At 68.3% G+C, this 21,766-nt stretch carries 19 protein-coding genes and 1 other RNA gene; 11 read left to right on the forward strand and 9 right to left on the reverse strand.

Translation table 11 applies throughout. The annotated features are described in order from the left end of the window. Positions 1-44 precede the first annotated feature (44 nt). The gene (locus tag KO481_RS34350) at positions 45-464 is read right to left on the reverse strand and encodes a Rid family hydrolase (protein ID WP_215922669.1); all 420 of its coding nucleotides are present in this window, start codon (positions 462-464) and stop codon (positions 45-47) included. A 38-nt stretch (positions 465-502) separates the two neighbouring features. After that, complete coding sequence (locus KO481_RS34355; RefSeq protein ID WP_215922670.1) at positions 503-1,189, reverse strand: HD domain-containing protein; 687 nt, start codon at positions 1,187-1,189, stop codon at positions 503-505. 71 nt (positions 1,190-1,260) lie between these two features. On the opposite strand from KO481_RS34355, the gene KO481_RS34360 reads away from it, so the two are divergent. The 4 genes from KO481_RS34360 to KO481_RS34375 all read left to right on the forward strand — a co-directional run bounded on the left by KO481_RS34360 (position 1,261) and on the right by KO481_RS34375 (position 5,117). Next, positions 1,261-2,193: a GlxA family transcriptional regulator gene (locus KO481_RS34360; RefSeq protein ID WP_215922671.1), complete on the forward strand. Its 933-nt coding sequence runs from the start codon at positions 1,261-1,263 to the stop codon at positions 2,191-2,193. A gap of 320 nt (positions 2,194-2,513) precedes the next feature. Further along, complete coding sequence (locus KO481_RS34365; RefSeq protein WP_215922672.1) at positions 2,514-3,335, forward strand: class I SAM-dependent methyltransferase; 822 nt, start codon at positions 2,514-2,516, stop codon at positions 3,333-3,335. A gap of 448 nt (positions 3,336-3,783) precedes the next feature. Continuing rightward, positions 3,784-4,257: an SsrA-binding protein SmpB gene (smpB, locus tag KO481_RS34370; protein WP_215922673.1), complete on the forward strand. Its 474-nt coding sequence runs from the start codon at positions 3,784-3,786 to the stop codon at positions 4,255-4,257. Then, the gene (locus tag KO481_RS34375) at positions 4,254-5,117 is read left to right on the forward strand and encodes an EamA family transporter (RefSeq protein ID WP_215922674.1); all 864 of its coding nucleotides are present in this window, start codon (positions 4,254-4,256) and stop codon (positions 5,115-5,117) included. The genes smpB and KO481_RS34375 overlap by 4 nt, the downstream gene beginning before the upstream one ends. Positions 5,118-5,178: 61 nt before the next feature. Here KO481_RS34375 and KO481_RS34380 read toward each other — a convergent pair whose 3' ends face one another. Next, a complete protein-coding gene (locus KO481_RS34380) occupies positions 5,179-5,679 on the reverse strand; it encodes a MarR family transcriptional regulator (protein WP_245401926.1) in 501 nt (166 codons plus the stop codon). A 137-nt stretch (positions 5,680-5,816) separates the two neighbouring features. Beyond that, the gene (locus tag KO481_RS34385) at positions 5,817-6,260 is read right to left on the reverse strand and encodes a nitroreductase/quinone reductase family protein (RefSeq protein ID WP_215922675.1); all 444 of its coding nucleotides are present in this window, start codon (positions 6,258-6,260) and stop codon (positions 5,817-5,819) included. 161 nt (positions 6,261-6,421) lie between these two features. On the opposite strand from KO481_RS34385, the gene ssrA reads away from it, so the two are divergent. From ssrA to KO481_RS34400, 3 genes are all read left to right on the forward strand, one after another. Next, positions 6,422-6,791, forward strand: a transfer-messenger RNA (tmRNA) gene (ssrA, locus tag KO481_RS34390). Positions 6,792-7,121: 330 nt separating this feature from the next. Next, positions 7,122-8,375: an AAA family ATPase gene (locus KO481_RS34395; protein WP_308166881.1), complete on the forward strand. Its 1,254-nt coding sequence runs from the start codon at positions 7,122-7,124 to the stop codon at positions 8,373-8,375. Between the two features lie 63 nt (positions 8,376-8,438). Beyond that, positions 8,439-8,870 carry a hypothetical protein gene (locus KO481_RS34400; protein WP_215922677.1) on the forward strand — a complete coding sequence of 144 codons (432 nt, stop codon included), beginning with the start codon at positions 8,439-8,441 and terminating at the stop codon, positions 8,868-8,870. Between the two features lie 226 nt (positions 8,871-9,096). Here KO481_RS34400 and KO481_RS34405 read toward each other — a convergent pair whose 3' ends face one another. Next, positions 9,097-9,993, reverse strand: coding sequence for a TIGR03560 family F420-dependent LLM class oxidoreductase (locus KO481_RS34405; protein ID WP_215922678.1), 897 nt, complete (start codon positions 9,991-9,993; stop codon positions 9,097-9,099). Positions 9,994-10,133: 140 nt separating this feature from the next. On the opposite strand from KO481_RS34405, the gene KO481_RS34410 reads away from it, so the two are divergent. Beyond that, positions 10,134-10,334: a hypothetical protein gene (locus KO481_RS34410; protein WP_215922679.1), complete on the forward strand. Its 201-nt coding sequence runs from the start codon at positions 10,134-10,136 to the stop codon at positions 10,332-10,334. Here the strand turns inward: KO481_RS34410 and KO481_RS34415 are convergent. Then, complete coding sequence (locus tag KO481_RS34415) at positions 10,299-11,252, reverse strand: helix-turn-helix transcriptional regulator (RefSeq protein ID WP_215922680.1); 954 nt, start codon at positions 11,250-11,252, stop codon at positions 10,299-10,301. The genes KO481_RS34410 and KO481_RS34415 overlap by 36 nt on opposite strands. Positions 11,253-11,352: 100 nt before the next feature. On the opposite strand from KO481_RS34415, the gene KO481_RS34420 reads away from it, so the two are divergent. Then, positions 11,353-11,910, forward strand: coding sequence for a DinB family protein (locus tag KO481_RS34420; protein WP_215922681.1), 558 nt, complete (start codon positions 11,353-11,355; stop codon positions 11,908-11,910). Positions 11,911-12,050: 140 nt separating this feature from the next. Here KO481_RS34420 and KO481_RS34425 read toward each other — a convergent pair whose 3' ends face one another. The 3 genes from KO481_RS34425 to KO481_RS34435 all read right to left on the reverse strand — a co-directional run bounded on the left by KO481_RS34425 (position 12,051) and on the right by KO481_RS34435 (position 13,995). Next, positions 12,051-12,260: a DUF5302 domain-containing protein gene (locus tag KO481_RS34425; protein WP_215922682.1), complete on the reverse strand. Its 210-nt coding sequence runs from the start codon at positions 12,258-12,260 to the stop codon at positions 12,051-12,053. Positions 12,261-12,318: 58 nt separating this feature from the next. Beyond that, positions 12,319-13,005 (reverse strand): DUF899 domain-containing protein, encoded by a 687-nt coding sequence (locus tag KO481_RS34430; protein ID WP_215922683.1) that lies wholly within the window; start codon positions 13,003-13,005, stop codon positions 12,319-12,321. A gap of 90 nt (positions 13,006-13,095) precedes the next feature. Beyond that, positions 13,096-13,995, reverse strand: coding sequence for a helix-turn-helix transcriptional regulator (locus KO481_RS34435; protein WP_215922684.1), 900 nt, complete (start codon positions 13,993-13,995; stop codon positions 13,096-13,098). Between the two features lie 133 nt (positions 13,996-14,128). Between KO481_RS34435 and KO481_RS34440 the strand changes: the two genes are divergently transcribed. Together KO481_RS34440 and KO481_RS34445 are read left to right on the forward strand one after the other, a co-directional pair. After that, entirely contained in the window at positions 14,129-15,187 is a 1,059-nt protein-coding gene (locus KO481_RS34440; RefSeq protein WP_215922685.1) for a zinc-binding dehydrogenase, read from the forward strand. A gap of 340 nt (positions 15,188-15,527) precedes the next feature. Beyond that, positions 15,528-21,746 carry a non-ribosomal peptide synthetase gene (locus tag KO481_RS34445; protein WP_245401954.1) on the forward strand — a complete coding sequence of 2,073 codons (6,219 nt, stop codon included), beginning with the start codon at positions 15,528-15,530 and terminating at the stop codon, positions 21,744-21,746. The last annotated feature ends 20 nt before the right edge of the window (positions 21,747-21,766 follow it).

The following is a 21,766-nucleotide window of genomic DNA, read 5'->3' on the forward strand; positions in this document are numbered from 1 at the left end:
ACCCGTTCCTGGGCCCGGGAGCCGGGCCCAGGAACGGTGGTCTGTCAGGATGCGTCGGGATAGGCGGCGGTAGCGCGGATTTCGACGAGCAGCCCGCGGCTGGCCAGTCCGCTGACGCCGATCAGTGACCAGGTCGGGTAGGGAGGGTTGATCAGCCGCGCCTTGGCCTTGGAGAAGCCGGGCAGGTGCTGGTGGATGTCGACGTGGTAGCTGGTCACATCGACGAGCGCGGAGAGGTCGAGGCCTTCGAGCCGGAGGATTTCCTCGATGCGCCGGATGGCGATCTCGGTTTGTTCCTCGATGTCGTCGGGGATGGTGCCATCGGCGCGGCGGCCGATCGTGCCGGCAATGAACAGATGCCCGTGCGAGCGAACCGCGGCGGAGTAGCCGAAGTTCGCGAAAGCGCTGACAGTTTTTCCGAAGACTTCGGAGTCCTGGGGGATCTCGACGGTGTGGATGGCCATTTTCAGTGTTTCCCTTTCGTTGTGATCGAATCGTGGGTTCAGTTGCCCCAGCGGGACGAACGGCAGGAGTGCTCCATCCGGGTGCGGCCGAAGGCCTCGCGTTCACGGAGGAACTCGCCGGGGATCGTGTAGCGGGGCGCGTTCTTCGGGTTTTTCGCGGCTTGCGCGATGATCGCGTCGGTGAGCGAACGGATCATGTCCAGCCGCGGGTACACGGCGTGCACGGCATCGGCTTGCTCGTCGGTGAGCGCGTCGATGTGGTCGGTTACCACCGGGCCGCCGAAGTCGAGGCCGACGCCTCCGCGGACGAGCACGCACAGTGTGCCGCGGCGCTCCGCGATGCCAGGCGAGGTGTGCAACGCGATCGCCTGCCACACCTGATCGGCGTCCGATGTGGACACCCCGCGTTCGACGAGGAATTCGGCGGCGCGATCGGCGCCTTCGATCTCGAACCGCTGGCTGTGCGGGCCGTCCGGCGCCACACCGAGGTCGTGCATCGCGCACGCGGAGAACAACAGGTCGTCGTCGTAGTCGCTGCCCGCGGACAGGCCGAGGCGGCCGGCCATCAGCCGGGCGAACAGGTAACTGCGGACGCTGTGGTTGAACACCGACGGCGTCTCCACCGAGCGGATCAGATCCACCACGGCCTCGGCGAGCGGTGTACCGGGCAGCGTGATCAGGTCGGCCGACCCCGCGGTGGTCGCCTCATGGGTAGCTTCGGTCATGTCCCCAGCGTGCCTGAAACCATCCTGACCTCGTGATAGGCAAAATTGCCCTACTTCGTTAGGATGTTGCCATGACGGCTCATCGGATCGCGATCCTGGCCCTGGACGGGGTCATGCCCCTTGATCTGGCGATCCCCGCGCAGATCTTCTCCACCCGTCCGGAGACCCCGTACGAGATGACCGTGTGCACCGCCGCCTCGAGGGTGCACACCACCGGGGGCTTCACGGTGCTCACCGAGGGAGACCTGGAGCAGGTGCGCGCCGCCGACACCGTGATCGTGCCGGGGTCCGAGCCACCTCGCCGACCACCGGAACCCGTACTCGCCGCACTGGCCGAGGCGCACGAGCGGGGCAAGCGGATGGTGTCGATCTGCACGGGCGCCTTCGCGCTGGCCGCGGCCGGCGTGCTGGACGGTCTGCACGCCACCACCCACTGGCAGTACATCGATGACTTCGAACGCGATTTCCCCGCTGTGTCGGTGGATCGCGACGTGCTCTATGTCGACGAGGGAGACGTCCTCACCTCGGCCGGAGTGTGCTGCGGCATCGACCTGTGTCTGCACATCGTGCGCCGCGACCTCGGCGCGGTAGTAGCCAACCGGATCGCCCGCGGCCTGGTCGCCGCCCCGCACCGCGAAGGCGGACAAGCTCAGTACGTGCCGGCCCCCGTCGCGGTAGCCGGCGACGCGTCGCTGTCCGACACTCGCGAATGGGCTCTGCAACGCCTCGGCGAGCCGGTCACACTACGCCAACTCGCCCGGCACGCAGGCCTCTCACAGCGCACACTCATGCGCCGGTTCACCGAGGAGACCGGCACGACCCCATTGCAGTGGTTGCTCCACGCCCGTCTTGGCCGGGCACGAGAACTACTGGAGACCACCGATCACCCAGTGGACCGCGTCGCACATGACTGCGGGCTCGGCACAGCCGCCAACCTGCGACTGCACTTCCGGCGCGTACTGGACACCACCCCCACCGCCTACCGGCGCACCTTCAGGAGCTGAAGCCGGCACGCCAGACGCACGTTCGCCACAGGCGTCGTGGTCGATGATCTGCACTTTCTGTGATGGAACCACCGCAGCGGGGTCGAGATCAGCAACCACTTCAAATACATCGCAACCACCAACTCTGAGCCACCCTTTCCTCGACGCCCGCAACCGGAACCAGCCGAATCCTGATCCAGGCAAACCCCATGCCACGCTCTGCGGGCGCTCACCTTGAATCAGACTGATCAAGTCGAGTGTTCGAGCGGCTCAGCAGATTCGAGTCCGCACTCGGCAAAATTCAGTGGCAGCCGCCCCGGCCCGGCCGCCACGATGGCTACATGACGCCGCAACCAGGCACCGCCATCGAGACGTTCATCGACGCTAACCGGCAGAACTGGAACGACCGAACTCAACTGCACGCGCAGTCGGCGTTCTACGATCTCGACGGCTTCCTCGCCGGCGCCAACAGCATCGGAGAGCACGAACAAGCCGAAGTCGGGCCGGTGCACGGAAAGAGACTGCTGCACATGCAATGCCACTTCGGCATGGACACCCTCAGCTTGGCACGACTGGGCGCAACGGTGACCGGCGTCGACATCGCCGACGAAGCCATCACCCTCGCGCAATCGCTTGCCCGCCAACTGGATCTGCCAGCCCGGTTCCTACGCGCCAACATCTACGACCTGCCAGAGGTTCTCGACGAATCCTTCGACATCGTCTACGCGACCTACGGAGTGCTGTGCTGGATCCCCGACATCACCCAATGGGCCCAGATCGCAGCACGACACCTCGACTCCGGCGGCGTGTTCTACCTCGCAGACGGACATCCACTCACCGGCATTCTCCGCGACGACCGGCCCGACCTCGACACCGGAATCAGCTACTTCCACCGCCGGGAACCGTTCCGATTCGAACAGCACGGCTCCTACACCGGAGACACCGACACCTTGAACCACCCCGTCTGCTACGAATGGCAGCACTCCCTCGGCGAGATCATCACCGCAGTCCTCGCCGCCGGGCTGCGCATCGACTTCGTGCACGAATTCAACTGGGCGACATACCAGCGGCTACCACAGATGCGGCAGGCATCCGACGGCCGCTGGCACCTACCAGGAGACCCTCTCCCGCTTACCTTCTCGATCCGGGCAACCAAACCCTGAACCGAGGGCGGGCCACCGTGTCACGGATGTCCGTGCGAGCTCGGCGTGATGATTCGGCCCCAAGAACATGACAGGGCGGACGGACAGCTCACGATTCGGGGGTCCGTCTGGCAGAGAGCTCGAGAAGCCCATCGGCGCGTGTGGCGGGCACGGAAGATCTCGCAACACCGCGTTGTTGATCTGGCGGGCGGCCACCGGCGGGTGGGTCCGTAAGCTGGATTGGATGTTGTGGTGCCCATCATGGCGCGCACGGGGTTAAACAGCTTGCTGCCGACCAGGGCAGACGTGTTAGAAGGGTGTACATGAACGAAATCGGTCGTGGGGCGACGGGACCGGGCATCGGGACCGGGCTGGGCGACGTCCCCGGTACGGGACCGGTACGGGACCATGCCCGCCAGATGGGGATTGCCAGTGCCTCTGACCAGGCGTCTATCGCTGGCGGTGAAGCATGAAGGAGAAGGGGCGCAAGGTTATCGCCACCAATCGGCGTGCGCGGCACAACTATGCGATCCTCGACACCTACGAGGCCGGGGTGGCGCTGGTGGGTACCGAGGTGAAGAGCCTGCGTGAGGGCAAGGCCTCCCTGGTCGACGCGTACGCCACCATCGACGACGGCGAGGTGTGGCTGCGCGGGCTGCACATCCCCGAGTACGGGCACGGTACCTGGACCAACCATTCGCCGCGCCGCACCCGCAAGCTGCTGCTGCACCGCCGCGAGATCGACAAGCTCACCGGCAAGATCAAGGAGAGCAGCCAGACGCTGGTGCCGCTGTCGATGTACTTCGCCGACGGCAAGGTCAAGGTCGAGCTCGCGCTGGCCAAGGGCAAGCAGGATTACGACAAGCGTCAGGATCTGGCCCGGCGCACCGCGGAGCGCGAGGTGACACGCGAACTCGGCCGGCGGGTGAAGGGCATGAAGTGACCGGGGTTCTGCTGGCACTGCTGGCGGCTCTCGGTTACGGGGTGAGCGATTTCGTCGGAGGGGTCGCCGCGCGCCGCGTGTCGGCGTTGCGAGTGGTGATCGTGTCCTATCCGCTGTCGGTGGTGATTCTGCTGATCGTCGCGCCGGTGGTCGGCGGGCACGTCGACGCGGCGTCGATGGCGTGGGGCGCGGCCTCGGGGGTGGCCAGCGGACTGGCGGTGTGGTGGTTCTACGCGGCGCTGGCCGCGGGGCCGATGGCCGTCGTCTCGCCACTGACCGCGGTGCTGGTGGCCGGAATTCCGGTGCTGGTCGGGCTCGCGACGGGCGAGCGTTCGAGTCCGCCGGCCTATGTCGGCATCGTGTGTGCGCTGGTCGCGGTGGTGCTGGTCAGCAGGGAGTCGCCCGATGCGGTGACCGAGGAGATCACCGGCGGGCGGAAGCTGCGTTTCGACCGCCGGGTCGCGCTGCTGACGGTGGGCTCGGGCGTGGCCTTCGCCTTCACCTTCGTGGCCCTGCACAAGACCGCCGCCCCCGACGGACTGTGGCCGCTGGTGCTCTCACGTGTCGCGGCGACCGCGGTGGTCTGGGTGGCCGCGCTGGTCACCGGGCATTTCGAGGCGCCGCGCGGCGAGCCGCTGCGGCTGGCGTGCTACGTCAGCGTCCTGGACGTGATCGCGAACGTGTCGATGCTGTACGCCTTCCATGGCTCGCTGCTGTCGCTGGTCAGCGTGATCGGCTCGCTCTACCCCGCGGCGACGGTGCTGCTGGCGATGCTGCTGCTGGGCGAGCGGGTCGGCCCGCTGCAGAAGATCGGGATGGCGATGGCCCTCGGCTCGGTCGCGTTGATCGCGACCGCGTGAATTGTTCCCTCGGGTAAATCGTTCCCCTGTGTTAATTGTTCCACTGAACGGTTTTCGCTGATCAGTCCGCCGCCAGCTCCTGTGCGGACTCGTCGCCCGCGGTGGCGGTGCGGCGCAGGAAGTCGGCGATGATCTCGAGTTCGGCTTCCGAATAGTCCTCGCACACCACCTCCATGCGGTGGTTCATGCCCGAGAAGAGTTCGAACAGCGCGGCGTTGCGCTCGCGCACCGAGCGCAGCGTGACCGCGCGGCGATCGGCGGAGTCCGGGTCGCGCTCGCGCACGACCCAGCCGCCTTTCTGCAGTCGATCCAGGATTCCGGTCAGGGTGGCGGGATGAATTCCGGCGCGGCGGGCCAGCGCGGTGGGCGCGATCGGGCCGTACCGGTTGATCAGATGCAGGCACGTCCAGTCGATATCGCGCAGCTCGACCCGGCCGCCAAAGCGTCGATTGAGCAGCGAGAGCTGAATGCTCACCTCGCCCAGGGCATCCCGGACCGCCACGGTCAGCTGCCGGCGGCGGCGCGTCGCGGCTTGATCGGGGGGCGGAGAGGGGGTGGTCATGCCCGCGCCTCGCCCGGCTCCGGAGTGACCGCCCATGGCACTGTGCCGACGGTTCGGTCGCTGCGCTCCCTCATGTGCCCGCATCCTCTCGAATCGTATGAAACTCATACGGTATCGCGAGGCGGCCCGGCGCCTGCTCAGGCGGGCTCGACCCGGAAGACCGCGATCCTGCTCGCGGCGGCCGCGACGCCGTCCGGGGTGGCGGTCTCGGCCAGGCCGGTGGTGACGAACCGGTTCCCGACGCTGGCCGGACTCGCGGCAACCAGCGCGTGCAGGACCGGCCGCCGCTCGTCCACCGGCAATTCGACCAGGCGCGCGGTCGAGGATTTGCGCCCGCGCGTGAGGGTGACGGTGTCGGCGGCGCGCACATTGGCGACCCAGGCAGCCTTGGGGAAGGCCTGGAATATGTATCTGCCGCCGTCGATCTCGTTCACCGCGATCGGGAAGGTGAGCACCCGGCCGGTGCGCCTGCCGGTGACGGTCAGCAACTGCATCGGCCCGAAGGCGATGCCGAGCCGCTGCAGCCCGGCGATCAGCTTGTTGGCGGTGTTGGTCATGCGGCGGTATTTGTTCGCGTCCATACGACCGATGCTACTCCATAAGATATGAAACTCATATAGTATGAGATACGCATCTTGTGTCACGCGGACGCGAAAGGCGTTGGGGGGTCGGAATGATCAACTCGCGCGGAGTGTTACTATGAACAGCCCGGTCACCAGCCGGGCAACTGGATTGAAAGTACGGGGCTGAACGGTTTCGACTGCGTACGTCGATTCAGGGGAAGCGTGTCGGTGCAGGCAAGAGACCACCGTAAGCGTCGCTGCAACCCTATAAGCGCCGATTCCAATCAGCGCGACTACGCTCTCGCTGCCTAAGCAGTAGAGCGTGTCTGTCAGCCCGGGTTCGCCTTCGGCCCGGTCACTGGCATCAGCTAGAGGGCTTACCGTCCGCCTCGGTCGCGGAGGTGGACGGGACATCGAACAGCGACTGGGATCGTCATCTCGGCAGGTTCGCATGACCGGGAGATCCGAGCAGAGGCGAGGCGAACTGCACACGGAGAAGCCCTGGAGAAGCGGCGGAGGACCCGGGTTCGATTCCCGGCAGCTCCACTGAGAAGGCCCGGTCCATCAGGACCGGGCCTTCGTCGTGTCCGGGGCTGTGGTCGCCGGTGTCGCTTACGTTTTGTGGGGGTACAGTTATATTAACTGCACCCCTACAAACCGGGAGGTTGTGTGCGGAAGCCGGCGGACGTGTTCGATCGGGACTACGAGTGGTCGGCGTTGCAGCGGTTCGTGGCCGATGAGCAGCCCGGTGCGACGCTCGGGGTCGTCTCGGGGCGGCGTCGGCAGGGAAAGACGTTCCTGTTGGAGGCCGTCTGCGAGGCGGCTGGCGGGTTCTACTTCGGGGCAACGGAGGCGACCGATCCCGAGTCGTTGCGGCGGGTGAGTGCCGCGCTGACCGACCATCTGCGCCCTGCAAGCCCGTTTCATTTCCATGGGTGGGCCGAGGTGATCGACACGTTGCTCAGCCTCGGGAACGATCGGCCGATCCCGGTCGTCATCGACGAATTTCCCTATCTGGCGAAGGCGAATCCGGAGCTTCCATCGATCATCCAGGAGGCGCTGCGACCCATGCGGGAACAGCGAACGCGTTCGCGAACTCGCTTGCTGCTCTGTGGGTCCGCGTTGTCATTCATGGGGAGGATCCTGTCCGGAAATGCCCCGTTGCGCGGCCGCGCTGGACTCGAGTTACTCGTTCGGCCGCTCGACTATCGGTTGGCGGCCGAGTTCTGGGGCATCACGGACTCGCGTCTTGCGCTCCAGGTTCATTCGATCGTGGGTGGTACGCCGGCGTATCGCCGGGAGTTTGCGCGTGGCGATACGCCCAGCGGCCCTGACGATTTCGACTCCTGGGTGATACGTACGGTATTGAATCCCGAGACGCCTCTGTTCAGGGAGCCGCGGTATCTTCTGGCTGAGGAGCCCGAATTACGAGACACGGCACTGTATTTGTCGGTTCTGGCCGCCGTGGCGGACGGGAACGCGACTCGCGGCGGCATTGCGGGCTATCTGGAACGTAAGGCCACCGACATCGCGCATCCCCTGACGGTACTCGAGGACGTCGGGCTGTTGCATCGCGATGCGGATGCGTTCCGGGACAACAGATCCACTTACCGCATCTCCGAGCCGCTGGTCCAGTTCCACCACGCGATCATGCGTCCGGTCTGGGACCAGCTGCAGCGCCCGGGTAGCGCCGATCGGGTGTGGCGAGTCAGTCGCCGTCGGTTCGTCAGCAATGTCCTCGGACCACATTTCGAACAGATATGCCGGGATTGGGCGCTGTATCACGCCGATCCGGAATTCTTCGACGACCTGCCCGCCAAGGTTGGGCATGGGGTGGTCCACGACACGAGCACCCGGACGAGTCATGAGATCGATCTCGCCGTGATCGGCGTGGCAGACGGTGGTAAGCCGCCGCTGTTGGCCATCGGCGAGGCGAAGTGGAACGTCACGATGGGTGAGGGGCACCTCGAGCGCCTCCGCACCATTCGAGACATCATCGCCCGCAACGGCCGGTACGACACCAGCCGCACCAAATTGTTGTGTTTCAGCGGTGCGGGATTCAATGCTAAGGCGATGGCGGCGGCGGAGTCGGAACAGGCTTCCCTCGTAGACCTTTCGATACTCTACGGGTGATTGTCCGCGACCTCGAGCCCTCCGGTTCGCTGTATGTGACGGCTATAGATTCGTGAGATCGACGTGAGCCATCAGCAGGCTCGTTGTAAAAGAGCCCCTCGGCCGTGCCCGCATCCGCAGAGTGACTCGGTACTTACACGTCTGATCGGTTGCGAGCTGGCGTCGGTGGTCTTCGTCAGGGACTACGTCCAACTCACCTTCGACGGCCCCGTCCTGTCCTGTTACGTGTGGCCGACGATCAACACCAGCGGCGGAGGCTTGCGCTTCCAGGACGCCGGGTATCGAGATGCACTGTGCGGCTTCATTGGTCAGCCTGTGGTGTCGACGAAAGAAGCTGTCGGCAGTGGCCTGCTGCTCCGGTTCGAGGCGGGCTCGCTGTCGATCCATCCGGCATCCGACGAACTCGAGGGCCCGGAAATCGCGATGCTCAGCGGGTTCTCCGACATGTGGGCCATCTGGCGACCTGGGGAGGACACCTTTGCCGATCTCGATTGAGAACGCACGCACATGCCGCTGAGCGGGCCGATCCGCAGTCGCGCGACAGCAGCCTGCCGCGGGGTGCCTTGCCGCTATCGGGCCCAACTCGTCGAACGGGTGCCGACCGGTTGGACCCGGATCTGCGGCCCGGCCGCCGTCAGGGTGTTCGCGTTGTGGAGCGTTAGGCGATGCCGTCGGCTTGAACCGCTTGCTGTCGACGGCAAGCCCCGGGAGCGACTGGGGGCTATGGGCAGTCGCCGGCGGGGTGTAGGTGCTCGACTTGTCGGGCCAATTCGTTGATGGTGTCGAGGTTCTCGGTCGTCCAGGGGGCGGCGGTTTTCATGACGATGAGGTGGTCGATGCCGAGTTGGTTGAATGCTTCCGCGCGTGTGTACAGGTCGGACAGGGTGTCGGTGGGGTGGATGTGGATGTTGACTGTCTTCTCGATCGCGGCCGAGGGCCGCCCGAGGGTGGCGCAGTGTTCGGCGAGTGTTCGTAGCTTGCGGGTGATTGTCCGGCCGTTGTCGGGTGCGTCGTAGAGGTTGCATGCCTGCGCGTATTGGGCGACCAGTCGCAGCGTTCTGTGTTCGCCGGAGCCCGCGATGAGGATCGGTGGGTGTGGCGTGCTGATTGCGTTGGGTGAGTTGATCGGTCGTTCGGCGTGGAAGTGGTCGCCCGCGAACGCGGTGTCCTGGCCTTCCCACATCCGCAGTGCCAGTTGGAGGGTTTCTTCGAGTCGTTCGAATCGTTCGGTGGTCGACGGCAGGAACAGACCCATCATGGTCGCTTCGGGCTGGTGGTAGCCTGCGCCGATTCCGAGCCATGCTCGGCCGCCGGACAGGACGTCGACTGTTGTGACTGCTTTGAGCAGCAAAGTCGGCGTGCGGAATGTTGCCGCGGTCACCATGGTGCCGAGGCGGACTCGGCCGGTTATGGCGGCGAGGTAGCCGAGGGTGGTGTAAGCCTCCAGCATCTCCTGTGTGGGTTGGGTGCCGGGGGCCAGTTGGAGCAGGTGGTCGCATACCCAAACAGTGTCGATGTGTCCCTCGTCGGCGCGGCGAACCACACGCTCGAGCTCGTCGGCGATGGTCGCGGCCGCACCAGGCCACGAAAAGTTGGTGATACTCACGCTGATTCGCATGCGGGGCTCCATTCGGAAGATGAAAGGCGGCGGCAGGCTGCCACCGTTTCGTGGGTTATTGCCCCCGGCGGCGGACACGATGTTGATTTAGTCATACTGTCTGTATGACTAAATCAGCATCGCCAGATACTGTCAAGGCCATGAGCCCACGCCAGTACAACCTGGGAAAATGCACCGCCCAGGTCGAGCAGAGTCGCCGACAGGTTCTCGATGCCGCCCGGGCGCTGCTGGGTGAGGGCGATAGCTACACCGGATTCACGGTGGATGCGGTCGCCAAGCGCGCGGCGGATCGGCCGGTGCCACTGTCACGCTCGGCCGAAGCGCTCGGCCAGATTCCGTAGGTGCGCAATCAGTTCCGGGGGTTCCCGGATCCGGAAGTCGGCGTCGGTCGCGCCGAGAACCATTGTGGGCCAGTCCAGTGAGTCGGAGGTCATCGAGATTCGGCAGTGCTCGGGATCGATGTCTTCGATGGTGCACCAGTGGCCGACTCGTTCCCGAGCGGTGTCGGCGGGGGTGTCGACGATCGCCTCGACCCGGTACAGGCCGGGCAGGTTATCCATGGCGGAGCGGACGAATTCGCCGGCGTCCTGTGCGGGGAGTTCGCGGGGGAGGAAACGGGAACCGTCACCGGCGAGGTCGGCGACGCGATCGACCCGGAAACTGCGCCAGTCGTGCCGGGTCAGATCGTAGGCGACGAAGTACCAGCGACGCCCCAGCGAGACGAGCCGGTGGGGTTCGACGTGCCGATCGCTGCGGCGGTCGTCGGCGGCCGAATACGTGAAGCGCAGGCGCTCGGTGTCCCGGCAGGCCAGCGCGATCCTGGTGAGCGCACCGGCATCGACCGGGGGACCGGGCGGGCCGTTCCAGCCGCCGGCGACGGTCATCTCCCGGACCGCCTCGACCCGGCGCCGCAGCCGTGGCGGCATTACCTGTATCAGCTTGGCCAGGGCCCGCACCGACGATTCCGCCACGTCGGGAGCGGACATGCCCGCGGCGGCCTGCAGCCCGGCCACCAGCGCGATCGCCTCGTCGTCGTCGACCATCAACGGCGGCAGCGCGGCGCCCGCCGCGAGTTGATAGCCGCCGTCCACCCCGCGGCGCGCCTGCACCGGATAGCCCAGCGCCCGGAGCCGGTCGACGTCGCGGCGCAGGGTTCGCGGTGACACCTCGAGCCGATCGGCCAATTCGGCACCGGGCCAGTACTTGTGCGTCTGCAGCAGGGACAGCAGGCGAAGCGTCCGCGTGCTCGTATTCGCCATGATTCCGATTCTCCCCGTATTGAGGTCGGAAAGTGGCCGCTATGGGCCATAGCGTGGTTCTCGAACCAGCCGAACACCACCACGACGAAGGGCGAACATCATGGCCGAGACCTCCCTCAGCAACCCGACGACCAGCGGCACCCTCTCGGGCGAGCGCGCCGACCTGCTCGCGCAGCTCGCCGAGGCCCGGCACTTCCTGCGTTTCACCACTCGGGAGATGTCCGACGAGCAGCTCGCGGCGCATCCGACGCCCAGCGAGCTGTGCCTGGGCGGACTGGTCAAGCACGTCACCTCGTGCGAACGCGGCTGGACGGATTTCATCCGGGAGGGCAAGGGCAAGGGAACGGCGATGAAGGACTTCGACGACATGACCGAGGAGGACTTCGCCCGCCGCGCCGACGATTTCCAGATGCAGCCGGGCGACACCCTGGCCGGAATACTTGCCGCCTACGACGAGGTGGCCGCTCGCACCGATGAATTGATCGCGACGGTGCCGGACCTGGACGCCACCCGCGAACTGCCCGCCGCACCGTGGAACCAGGAGACCCGGTGGTCGTTCCGGCGGGTGCTGCTGCACATCATCGCCGAGACCACCCAGCACGCCGGCCACGCCGACATCATTCGCGAGGCCATCGACGGGGCCAAGACGATGGGCTGAGGCCGCGCCCGCGCCGACTACCGGCAGAGGCGGGGTCGCGCGCCCCGGGCAGCGTGCCCGGGGCGCAGCCGACCGGCCGCGTAGCGTGCCGAGGACCATGGCGGCACGAAGCGACGATCGCCTTCGGGATGCGGCCGGATCTACCCGCCCGCGCGGCGGCGGAAGGTGCGCTTGCCGCCGGCTTGGGCGTGGGCGCCGCGTACTTTGGCGGCGTTCTGGGAGGTCCCGCCGGCGGCGGCGTGACCGTTCTTGCGTTCGAGGGCCTCGCGGAACTTGCGCTTGGTTGCCTCTTCCTGTGACTCGTCGGGGTCCGCGAGCGGCTCGGCGGTGACTTCCTTTTCATCGGCCATGATCACAGCCTGCCATCTGCGCGAGGTCGGCGCTGCTTTCCCGGGGTCGTGTCCGAATTCAGGCTCCCGGTTCGCCGTAGGCGGCGGCAATGTCCTCGGACGAGGTCCAGCGGCTGTAGGTGGGGTGCTGGGGCCAGCCCTCGGGGGAGTCCTGCCATTCCTCCTGGCGGCCGTAGGGCAGCAGGTCCAGGAGGCCGAAGGTATGGCCGAGCTGTTCGGTGCCGCGGCCGTTGGTGTGCCAGGTGCGGTAGACGGTGTCACCGTCGCGGAGGAAGACGTTGACGGCGAAGCCCGCGCCGGGAGGGGCGCCGACGTCGGCGCCGAAGGGGCTGTTCGCGGTGGAGTACCAGGTCATGCGGTTGCCGACGCGGCGCTGGTAGGCCAGGGCCTGGTCGATCGGGCCCTGGGTGACGATGACGAAGCGGGCGTCCCAGTTGTCCAGGAATTCCAGGCGGGTGTACTGCGAGGTGAATCCGGTGCAGCCGGCGCACTGCCATTCCTGGTCGGGGAACCACATGTGGTTGTAGACGATGAGCTGGGATTTCCCCTCGAACACATCGGCCAGCCGGACCGGTCCGGCCGCGCCCTCGAGGGTGTAGTCGGGCATCCGGACCATCGGCAGGCGGCGGCGCTGGGCGGCGATCGCGTCGAGCTCGCGGGTGGCGGCCTTCTCCCGGACGCGCAGCGCGTCGAGTTCGCGCTGCCAGGTTTCCTGATCGGTGACGGGCGGCAAGCCTGTGCTCATGGGTCCTCACTTGTCATGCGCGGTGGACGGGTCTGTCGGTACAGACCGGTCCCGGTCGTCGAATTCATCGGTGCCGCACAACATCGCAGCTCACGCCGGTGAGTAGACGACCAGGACCTGCTCGGGGGCGTCGGTGACGGCCAGGGCGGCGTGGCCGAGGGTGAGTTCGCCGCGGACGGGGTGGCGTATCCGTTTGGTGCCGGAGTGATTGGTCGCGATGTCGTAGCGCGGCCACCAGACGGCCGCCTCGGCGCTGTGCTCGCACAGGTCGGCGGTGAGGCGGGCGAAGCGGGGGTCGTTCGGATGCCGTCCGGCGTTGGTGCGCAGCCGCGCGAGCACCGACTGTGCTGTTGCGGTCCAGTCGACCAGGATGTCCCGGGCGGCGGGATCGAGGAAGACCCAGCGCGCGAGATTCGGTGTGCCGGAACGTGATTGCTCGATCAGGCCCGGAAAGTATTCGGCCGCGGCGGCGTTCCAGGCGAGCAGATCGGTCGTCGCGCCGGTGATGTAGGCCGGGGCCGGATGCACCATGGCGGGGATGGCGGCGACCTCGGGCGCAACGGTTTCGGCGGGCGGCGGCGGCGGGGCGGCGCCGTCGGCTCCGCCCGCCAGCGTGCGCAGGTACGCGCGCTCATCGTCGTTGAGCAGCAAAGCATTCGCGATCGCGGTCAGGACCTGATCGGAGGGACGCACGTCCCGGCCCTGCTCCAGATACGCGTACCAGGTCGTGCTGACGCCCGCGATGACCGCCAGTTCCTCCCGCCGCAGCCCGGGGGTGCGCCGCCGGGCCGAACCGGGCAGGCCCACCTCGTCCGGGCTGGTGCGCTCCCGTCGAGCGCGCAGGAATGCGCCCAGCTCGCGCTGCCGCGCCTGCTGAACCGTGCCCGGTTCCGACACCGGCGAGGGCCCGTCCGCGTGGGCGGCTCGCGTGCCCGCGCTCGGTTCCGGCACGGGCGCGGGCCCGTCCGCATCGGCGACGCGCTCACTCATGGCGGCGCTCGGCATCGGCGCGAGGAAGAGCCGCGGTCGGCTCGCTCGAGGCTGGTACTCCCGGTTCCACGATCATCTCGTTCTGGATACCACGCCGGGCCGGGCGTGAACTAGGGGCATGAAGGCATGGCAGATGACAACACCCGACGGCGGCCTGCACCTCGCGGACGTCCCCGAACCCCGGCTGCGCGGCGGCGGCGCCACGCTCGACGTGCTCTCCGCGCTCGTCCCCTCCTACACCGGCGAACTGGTGTCCGGGGGACGCGGCGGGTTCCCGACGCCGATCGTGCTGGGCCCCACCGGAATCGGGCGCGTGACCGCGACCGCCGACGACGTCTTCGGGGTGCGGCAGGGCGATGTCGTCGTCGCCACCGCGCTGTTCCGCTCGCACCGCGTCGCCGATCCGCAGGAGGTCTTGCTGGGCTGGACCGGAATCGGCGGTGACGGGCACCCGACCGAGACGACCGATCGCATGCGCGAGGTCTGGCGCGACGGCCTGTTCGCCGAGCGCGCGCTGCAACCCGAGCGCACGCTCGTCGCGCTGCCGGGTGCGGACGACTATCCGGAGCCGGAGCGCCTGTCGGTGCTGCCCTGGCTGGCTATCGCGGGCGAGGGGATCGAGCGGGCCGGGGTGCGCGCGGGGCAGACCGTTGCGGTGGTCGGTGCGACCGGGCAACTGGGGACCGCGGCGGTGCTGATCGCGCTGGCCCGCGGGGCCGCGGCGGTGGTCGCAGTCGGCCGTAATCGGGCGACGCTGGACATGCTCGCGGGCCTGGACCGGCGGGTGGTGACGGTGCCCCTGACCGGTGACCGCGGCGTGGACGGACGTGCGATCGCCGCGGCGGCCGGGCCGGTCGACGCGGTCCTCGACACGCTCGGCCCGGTGCCCTCCGCGCTGCCGACGATGGCCGGATTCGACGCGATCCGCCCGGACGGGAGCTGGGTTCTCGTCGGCGGGGTGCGTCAGGAGCTGCCCATCCCGTACAACGATCTGATGCATCGGCGGCTGACAGTGCGAGGATCGTGGATGGCCAGCGACACGACCGTGCTCGAGCTGTGGTCCGCGATCCGCGGTGGTGCGCTGGATCTTTCGGCTCTCGATGTCACCGTCGTCGGGCTCGATGATCCCGCGGCGGCGCTGCGGGCCGCACACGATGCGCGCGGGCTCGAGGTAGTCGTCCTGGTGCCCTGACGGGGTACCGCCTCGCAATTCCTGGTCGACCGTGGGACCTCCGGCGCGTATGTGACACGGCCGGCACGATCACCCTCCATGTGCGCCGCATCGCGAACACCGCCCCGGGCATTCGGGCTGGTCGGCGGCGTTCGAGCTGGACCCTGGGCAGATTATGGGTGAACGCACAGTGTCCGCACAGCACGAACGCTTGCCGGACGGAAATAATATGGCCCGATACTGTGACTGGGGCGCTGGCGCTCCGAGCGCCGGGTCCCCCTAGCCTAGGACTCGGCGAATCGGTGTGACATGTGCTGGTCGCGGCGGCCGGATCGAACGATGAGGGTGAGTGAGGCAAAGTATGGCGGGCGAATCCGGGCAACGTCAGCGCAGGGGCGCCGCTGGTCGGCCGGTGCGTCGGCGCGGCCGGTCGGCGCCGACGCTGGCCCAGTTGGTCGCGGCGGCCGTGGAACTGAACCCGCTGGGCATCGCGGTCGACGACGGCGATCTGTCGATGACCTATGCCGAGCTCGACCGCTGGTCCTCGCGCGCGGCGCGGGCGCTGATCGCGCGCGGCATCGGGCCCGAAGATGCTGTCGCGGTGGGTATTCCGCGATCGGTCTGGTCGGTCGCGGCGGTCTGGGCCGTGGTGAAGACCGGTGCGGCCTTCGTGCCGATCGATCCGGGCTACCCGGCCTCGCGCGTGGAGCGGATGGTGGTCGACTCCGGGGCGGTGCTCGGGCTGACGGTCGAGGCGACCGCCGGCGAGCTGCCCGGCGGTCTCGAGTGGCTGGCGGTGGACTCGCCCGAATTCGGCCGTGACATCGAGGACCGTTCCGACGAGCTGGTGCTCAACGAGGACCGGGTGCGACAGCTGCGGATCACCCATCCCGCCTATGTCATCTACACCTCGGGGTCCACGGGCGTGCCGAAGGGGGTGACCGTCACCCACGCCGGCCTGGCGAACTTCTCCGCCGAGCAGCGCGAACGCTACGGCGTGACGTCCGCCTCGCGCACCCTGCACTTCGCCTCGCCGAGTTTCGACGCCTCGGTGCTCGAGCTGCTGCTGGCCCTCGGCGCGGGCGCGACGATGGTGGTGGCGCCGGTGGACGTCTACGGCGGTGCGGACCTGGCGCAGCTGCTGCGCACGCAGCGGGTGACGCACGCCTTCATCACCCCGGCGGCCCTGGCGTCGGTGGATCCGGCCGGACTGGACGACCTGGAAGTACTGGTGGCCGGCGGCGAGGCCTGCCCGCCGGAGCTGGTCAACCGGTGGGCCGGTGGGAGCCGGCGCTTCCACAACGGCTACGGGCCCACCGAGACCACCATCATGACCAATATCAGCGATCCGCTGGTGCCCGGCGAACCCGCCACGATCGGAACGGCCATCCGGGGCATGGCCAGCCGGATCCTGACCGATCGGCTCGAGGTCGAGCCGGTCGGCGGCACCGGCGAGCTGTATCTGGCCGGTCCGGGCGTGGCGCGCGGATATCACGCCCGGCCGGGGCTGACCGCGGCGCGCTTCGTGGCCGATCCGTTCGGGGAACCGGGCTCGCGGATGTACCGTACGGGCGATCTGGGCCGGGTGGACATCGCCGACGGACCGGTACTTCACATGGGCCGCAACGACTTCCAGGTCAAGATCCGCGGATTCCGGATCGAGCTGGGCGAGATCGATTCCGTCCTGAGCGCCCACGAGGCGGTCGATTTCGCGGTGACGGTGGGGCACACCACGTCTCGAGACAACACGGTCGGGGGCAACACCGCCCTGGTCTCGTATGTCATCCCCGTCGCGGGCGCCTCGATCGACACCGCCGAACTGCTCGCCTTCGCCGGGCGGCAATTGCCCGGCTACATGGTTCCGGCGGCGCTGACCGTCCTGGACAAACTGCCGCTCACCCCGGTGGGCAAGCTCGACCGCGCGGCGCTGCCGGAGCCGGTGTTCGCCGCGGCGCAGTACCGAGAGCCGACCGGCCCCGTCGAGCGCGTCGTGGCCGAGGTCTTCGCCGATCTGCTCGGCGCCGAGCGGGTCGGCCTCGACGACGATTTCTTTGCCCTGGGCGGTAATTCGCTGCTGGCAACCCAGGCGGTCGCGCGCATCCGGGCGGCGACCGGTACCCAGTTCCCAGCGCGCGTGCTCTTCGAGGCGTCCACGGTGCAGGCACTGGCCCAGTGGGTATCCGGACTCGAGAGCACGAACCGGCCGGTGCTGGCCGCGCGCGAGCGGCCCGAGGCGATTCCGCTGGCCCCGGCGCAGCAGCGGATGTGGTTGCTCAACCAGTTCGACACCGCCTCGCCCATGTACAACGTGCCGGTCGCCATCCGGCTCACCGGCCCGCTGGACATCGCGGCGCTGGGTGCGGCCGTCGGGGATGTGATCGACCGCCACGAGATCCTGCGTACGGTCTATCCGGAGGTGAACGGCACTGTCGCGCAACGGATCCTGGATCCGGAACTGCCGGATCTGACGCCGGTCGACGCGCCCGGGCCGGACGAGTTGCGCACGGGGATCGAGCAGGTGGCGCTGTCCGGATTCGATGTGTCGGAGCAGGTTCCGTTCCGAATGGCGCTGTTCGCGCTGGGCGCTCCGGGCGAAACCGCCGATCACGCACTGGTGTTCGCCGCCCACCACATCGCCGTGGACGGCTGGTCGCTGGGCCCGCTGACCCGGGATCTGATGTACGCCTACGCCGCCCGCAGCGGTGGCGTGGCGCCGGCGTGGACTCCGCTGCCACTGCAGTACGCCGACTACAGTGTGTGGCACCGGGAACTGCTGGGCGAGGACACCGATCCGGAGTCGCTCGCCGCCGCCCACGTCGAGTTCTGGCGCAACGAGCTGGCCGGTATCCCGGAGCTGATGGGGCTGCCCGCGGACTTCCCGCGCCCGCCCGCGCCCAGTGGCGCCGGAAAGTCCTTCTCCTTCGAGATTCCCGCAGCCGTGCACGCGAAGCTCGGTGAGGTGGCCGCGGCGGCGAACGCGACGCCGTTCATGGTCGTGCACGCCGCGTTCGCGGCGTTGCTGGCGCGGATCACCGGATCGGACGACATCGTGATCGGCACCCCGGTGGCCGGTCGCGGCGAGCCCGAATTGGCCGATCTCATCGGCATGTTCGTCAACACCGTCACGCTGCGCACCCGAATCGACCCGGCGAGAACCTTCGCGGACCTGGTCGCCCACACGCGCGAGCGCGATCTGGTGGCCTTCGACCATGCCGAGCTGCCCTTCGAACGCCTGGTGGAGGTGCTGGCGCCGGGCCGCACGGCCGCCTACAACCCGCTGTTCCAGGTGGCGCTGTTCTTCCAGAACATGGCCGCACCGACTCTCGAGCTGGATGAGCTGACGGTCTCGCAGCTCGAATTGGACACCGAGGCAGCGAAATTCGACCTGCAGCTGACGATCTCCCCGGGTGCCGACGACAACCCCTGGGGTGCGCAGTTCAGCTATGCCACAGACCTTTTCGCCGCGGAGACGATCGCCGGGTTCGCCGAGCGGTTCGTGCGCCTGCTCGAGGCGGTGGCCCACGATCCGGGCGTCGTCGTCGGCGACATCGACGTCCTTGCCCCGCAGGAGCGCGGAGATCTACTGCGCGAGCTCGAGGACACCGCGCACACCGTGCCGGGCACCCTACTGCTGGAGGGCTACCGCCGCGCGGTGGCCGCCGCGCCCGAGGCGGTGGCGTTGGTATTCGACGACGACATCGCCTGGACCTACCGCGAATTCGACGCGTGGGTGAATCGGCTGGCCCACTACCTGATCGAGCAGGGCATCGGCCCCGAATCGGTGGTGGCGCTGGCGATGCCGCGCTCGCCGGAGCTGGTGGTCGCGATGTACGCGGTGATCAGCGCGGGCGGGGCGTACCTGCCGCTGGATCTGGAGCACCCGGCCGGGCGGATCGCGTACGTGCTCGAGACCGCGCAGCCGGTCTGTGTGCTGAGCAAGAGCGGCCATCGGCCGCCCGACACGGATCTGCCCGTCATCAACATCGACACACTGGACCTGTCGCACCTGCCCATCGAGCCGGTGAATGTGCCACTGTCCCAGGATCATCCGGCGTACGTGCTGTTCACCTCGGGCTCGACCGGCCGCCCCAAGGGCGTGATGGTCTCGCACGCGGCGATCCGCAATCAGATCGAGTGGATGGCCGCGCAGTACGAGGTCGATTCCGGCGATGTGTACCTGCAGAAGACCGCCACCACCTTCGACGTGTCGCTGTGGGGCTACTTCCTCCCGCTGAGCGTCGGCGCGCAGCTGGTGCTGGCCGCGCCCGACGGCCAGCGCGATCCCGAATACATCGCGAGTCTGATTGCGCTGCACGAGGTTACGCTGACCGACTTCGTGCCCTCGGTGCTGCAGGTGTTCCTGGCCGCCGCGCGGGCGGAGCAGCTGACCTGGCTGCGCGAGGTCTTCGTGATCGGCGAGGCGCTGCCGCCGTCGACGGTGGCCGCGTTTGCCGCGCTGTCGAGCGCGGGCCTGCACAACCTGTACGGCCCCACCGAGGCCGCGGTGTCGGTGACGTACTGGCCCGCGACTCCCGCGGATCGGACCACGGTGCCGATCGGCCTGCCGCAGTGGAACACCCGCACCTACGTGCTGGATTCGCGGCTGCACCTGACCCCGTTCGGCGCGGCCGGCGAATTGTATTTGGCCGGTGACCAATTGGCGCGTGGCTACCTGCGGCGCCCGGATCTGTCCGCGGACCGGTTCGTCGCGGATCCGTATGGCCCGCCGGGCGCGCGCATGTACCGCACGGGGGATCTCGTGCGCCGCCGCGCCGACGGCGTGCTGGAATACCTGGGGCGCATCGACTTCCAGGCCAAGATCCGCGGCCACCGCATCGAACTGGGCGAGGTCGAGGCGGCGCTGCTGGCCGATCCGGCGATCGCGCAGGCCGTGGCGCTGGTCGCACCCTCGCCGGCGGGGGATCAGTTGGCGGCGTATGTGGTTGCCGCGGACGGCGATATCGATACCGACGCGGTGCGCCGGGAACTGTCGCAGGTGCTGCCCTCCTACATGCTGCCCGCGGCCCTGGTCGTCCTCGACGCGTTCCCGATGAACTCGAGCGGCAAGCTGGACCGCGCCGCCCTGCCCGCCCCGGTCTTCGAGGCTCGCGAGTACCTCGCCCCGGCGACGGCGACCGAGCGGGCCGTGGCCGAGGTGTTCGGTGAGGTGCTGGGGATCGACCGGGTGGGCGCGGCGGACGGCTTCTTCGAACTGGGCGGTACCTCGTTGCTGGCATTCACGCTGCAGCGCGCCCTGAACGCGCGCCTGGGCATCGACCTGCCCATGGCCACGCTGTTCACCGCGCCGACCGTGCGCGCGCTGGCAGCCCGCGTCGACGGCACCGATTCCGCACCCGTCACGGCCGACGAGTCGGACCTGATCGCGGCGGATGCGGTCCTGGAGCCGGAGATCGGCGCGGACGATTCGGCGCCGCCCTACGATTCGGTGCTGGACGTGCTGCTCACCGGCGCCACCGGATTCCTGGGCGTGCATCTGCTGCGGGAGTTGCTGGTGCGCACCGAGTCCCGGGTCTGGTGCCTGGTCCGCGCGGATTCGGCGGAGCTGGCGCACGCGCGGATCCGGGAGTCGTTGCGGCAGTACCGGATCTGGGAGGAGGGGTTCCGCGATCGGATCGTGGCCGTGCCGGGCGATCTCGCCGCGCCCGAGTTCGGGCTCACGCCCGCCGACTACCGCCGCCTGACCGAACGCATCGACGTCATCTATCACAACGGAGCGCGGGTCAACCACATCGAACCGTATTCGCGGCTGCGCGCGGCCAATGTGGAGGGCACCCGGCAGGTGCTGCGGCTGGCCACCACGACGCGGATCAAGCCGGTGCACTTCGTCTCCACGGCCAATGCCGTCATTCCCGCCACCCTCGGGCCGGATTTCCGTGGGGCGGAGGACGATCGGCTGAGCGTCGACCAGCTGTCCGCCAACGGCTACGTGGCCAGCAAATGGGTCGCCGAACAGCTGGTGACGCAGGCCGCCGAGCGCGGCGTTCCGGTGCGGATCTACCGTCCCGCAACGATTTCCGGCGATCCGCACACCGGTGTGAACAGCGCCGACGATTCGTTCTGGAACATGATCCGGGCCGTGGCGGTGCTGGGCCTGGCCCCCGATGTCGGCGACGCGGAGATGGCGCTGGTGCCGGTGAACTACGTTGTCCGCGCGATCGTTTCGCTGGCCACCGAGCCGGCGGACGGCGCGGCCTACCACCTGGTCAACACGAACCCGGTGGCGATCACGGACATCTTCGAGGGCCTGCGCCGGCACGGAATCCCGGTCGCGCCCGCCTCGCTCGAGGAGATCGGGACCAGGCTGGCCGCCGAGGCCGCCGCGCGCGACGCCGCCGGCGACCACTCCCTGGTGCGTGCGGCGCTGCTGAGCGGCAACTACGGTGCCGCGGCGATCGCCATCGACGACACGGCGACCCGCGCGGTGCTGGCCGACCGCGGTATCGAGTGCCCGCGGATCGACGCCGAGACCCTCGACGCCTACATCGAGTCGTTCCTCGAGACCGGGTTCTTCCCGGCGCCCGGCGAGGCCCAGAGCGGCGAGTTGCTGCGGATCCAGTGACCGAACCGGTGCGGGCGAAT

Source organism: Nocardia albiluteola, from assembly GCF_018860155.1.
GTDB classification, from domain to species: domain Bacteria; phylum Actinomycetota; class Actinomycetes; order Mycobacteriales; family Mycobacteriaceae; genus Nocardia; species Nocardia albiluteola.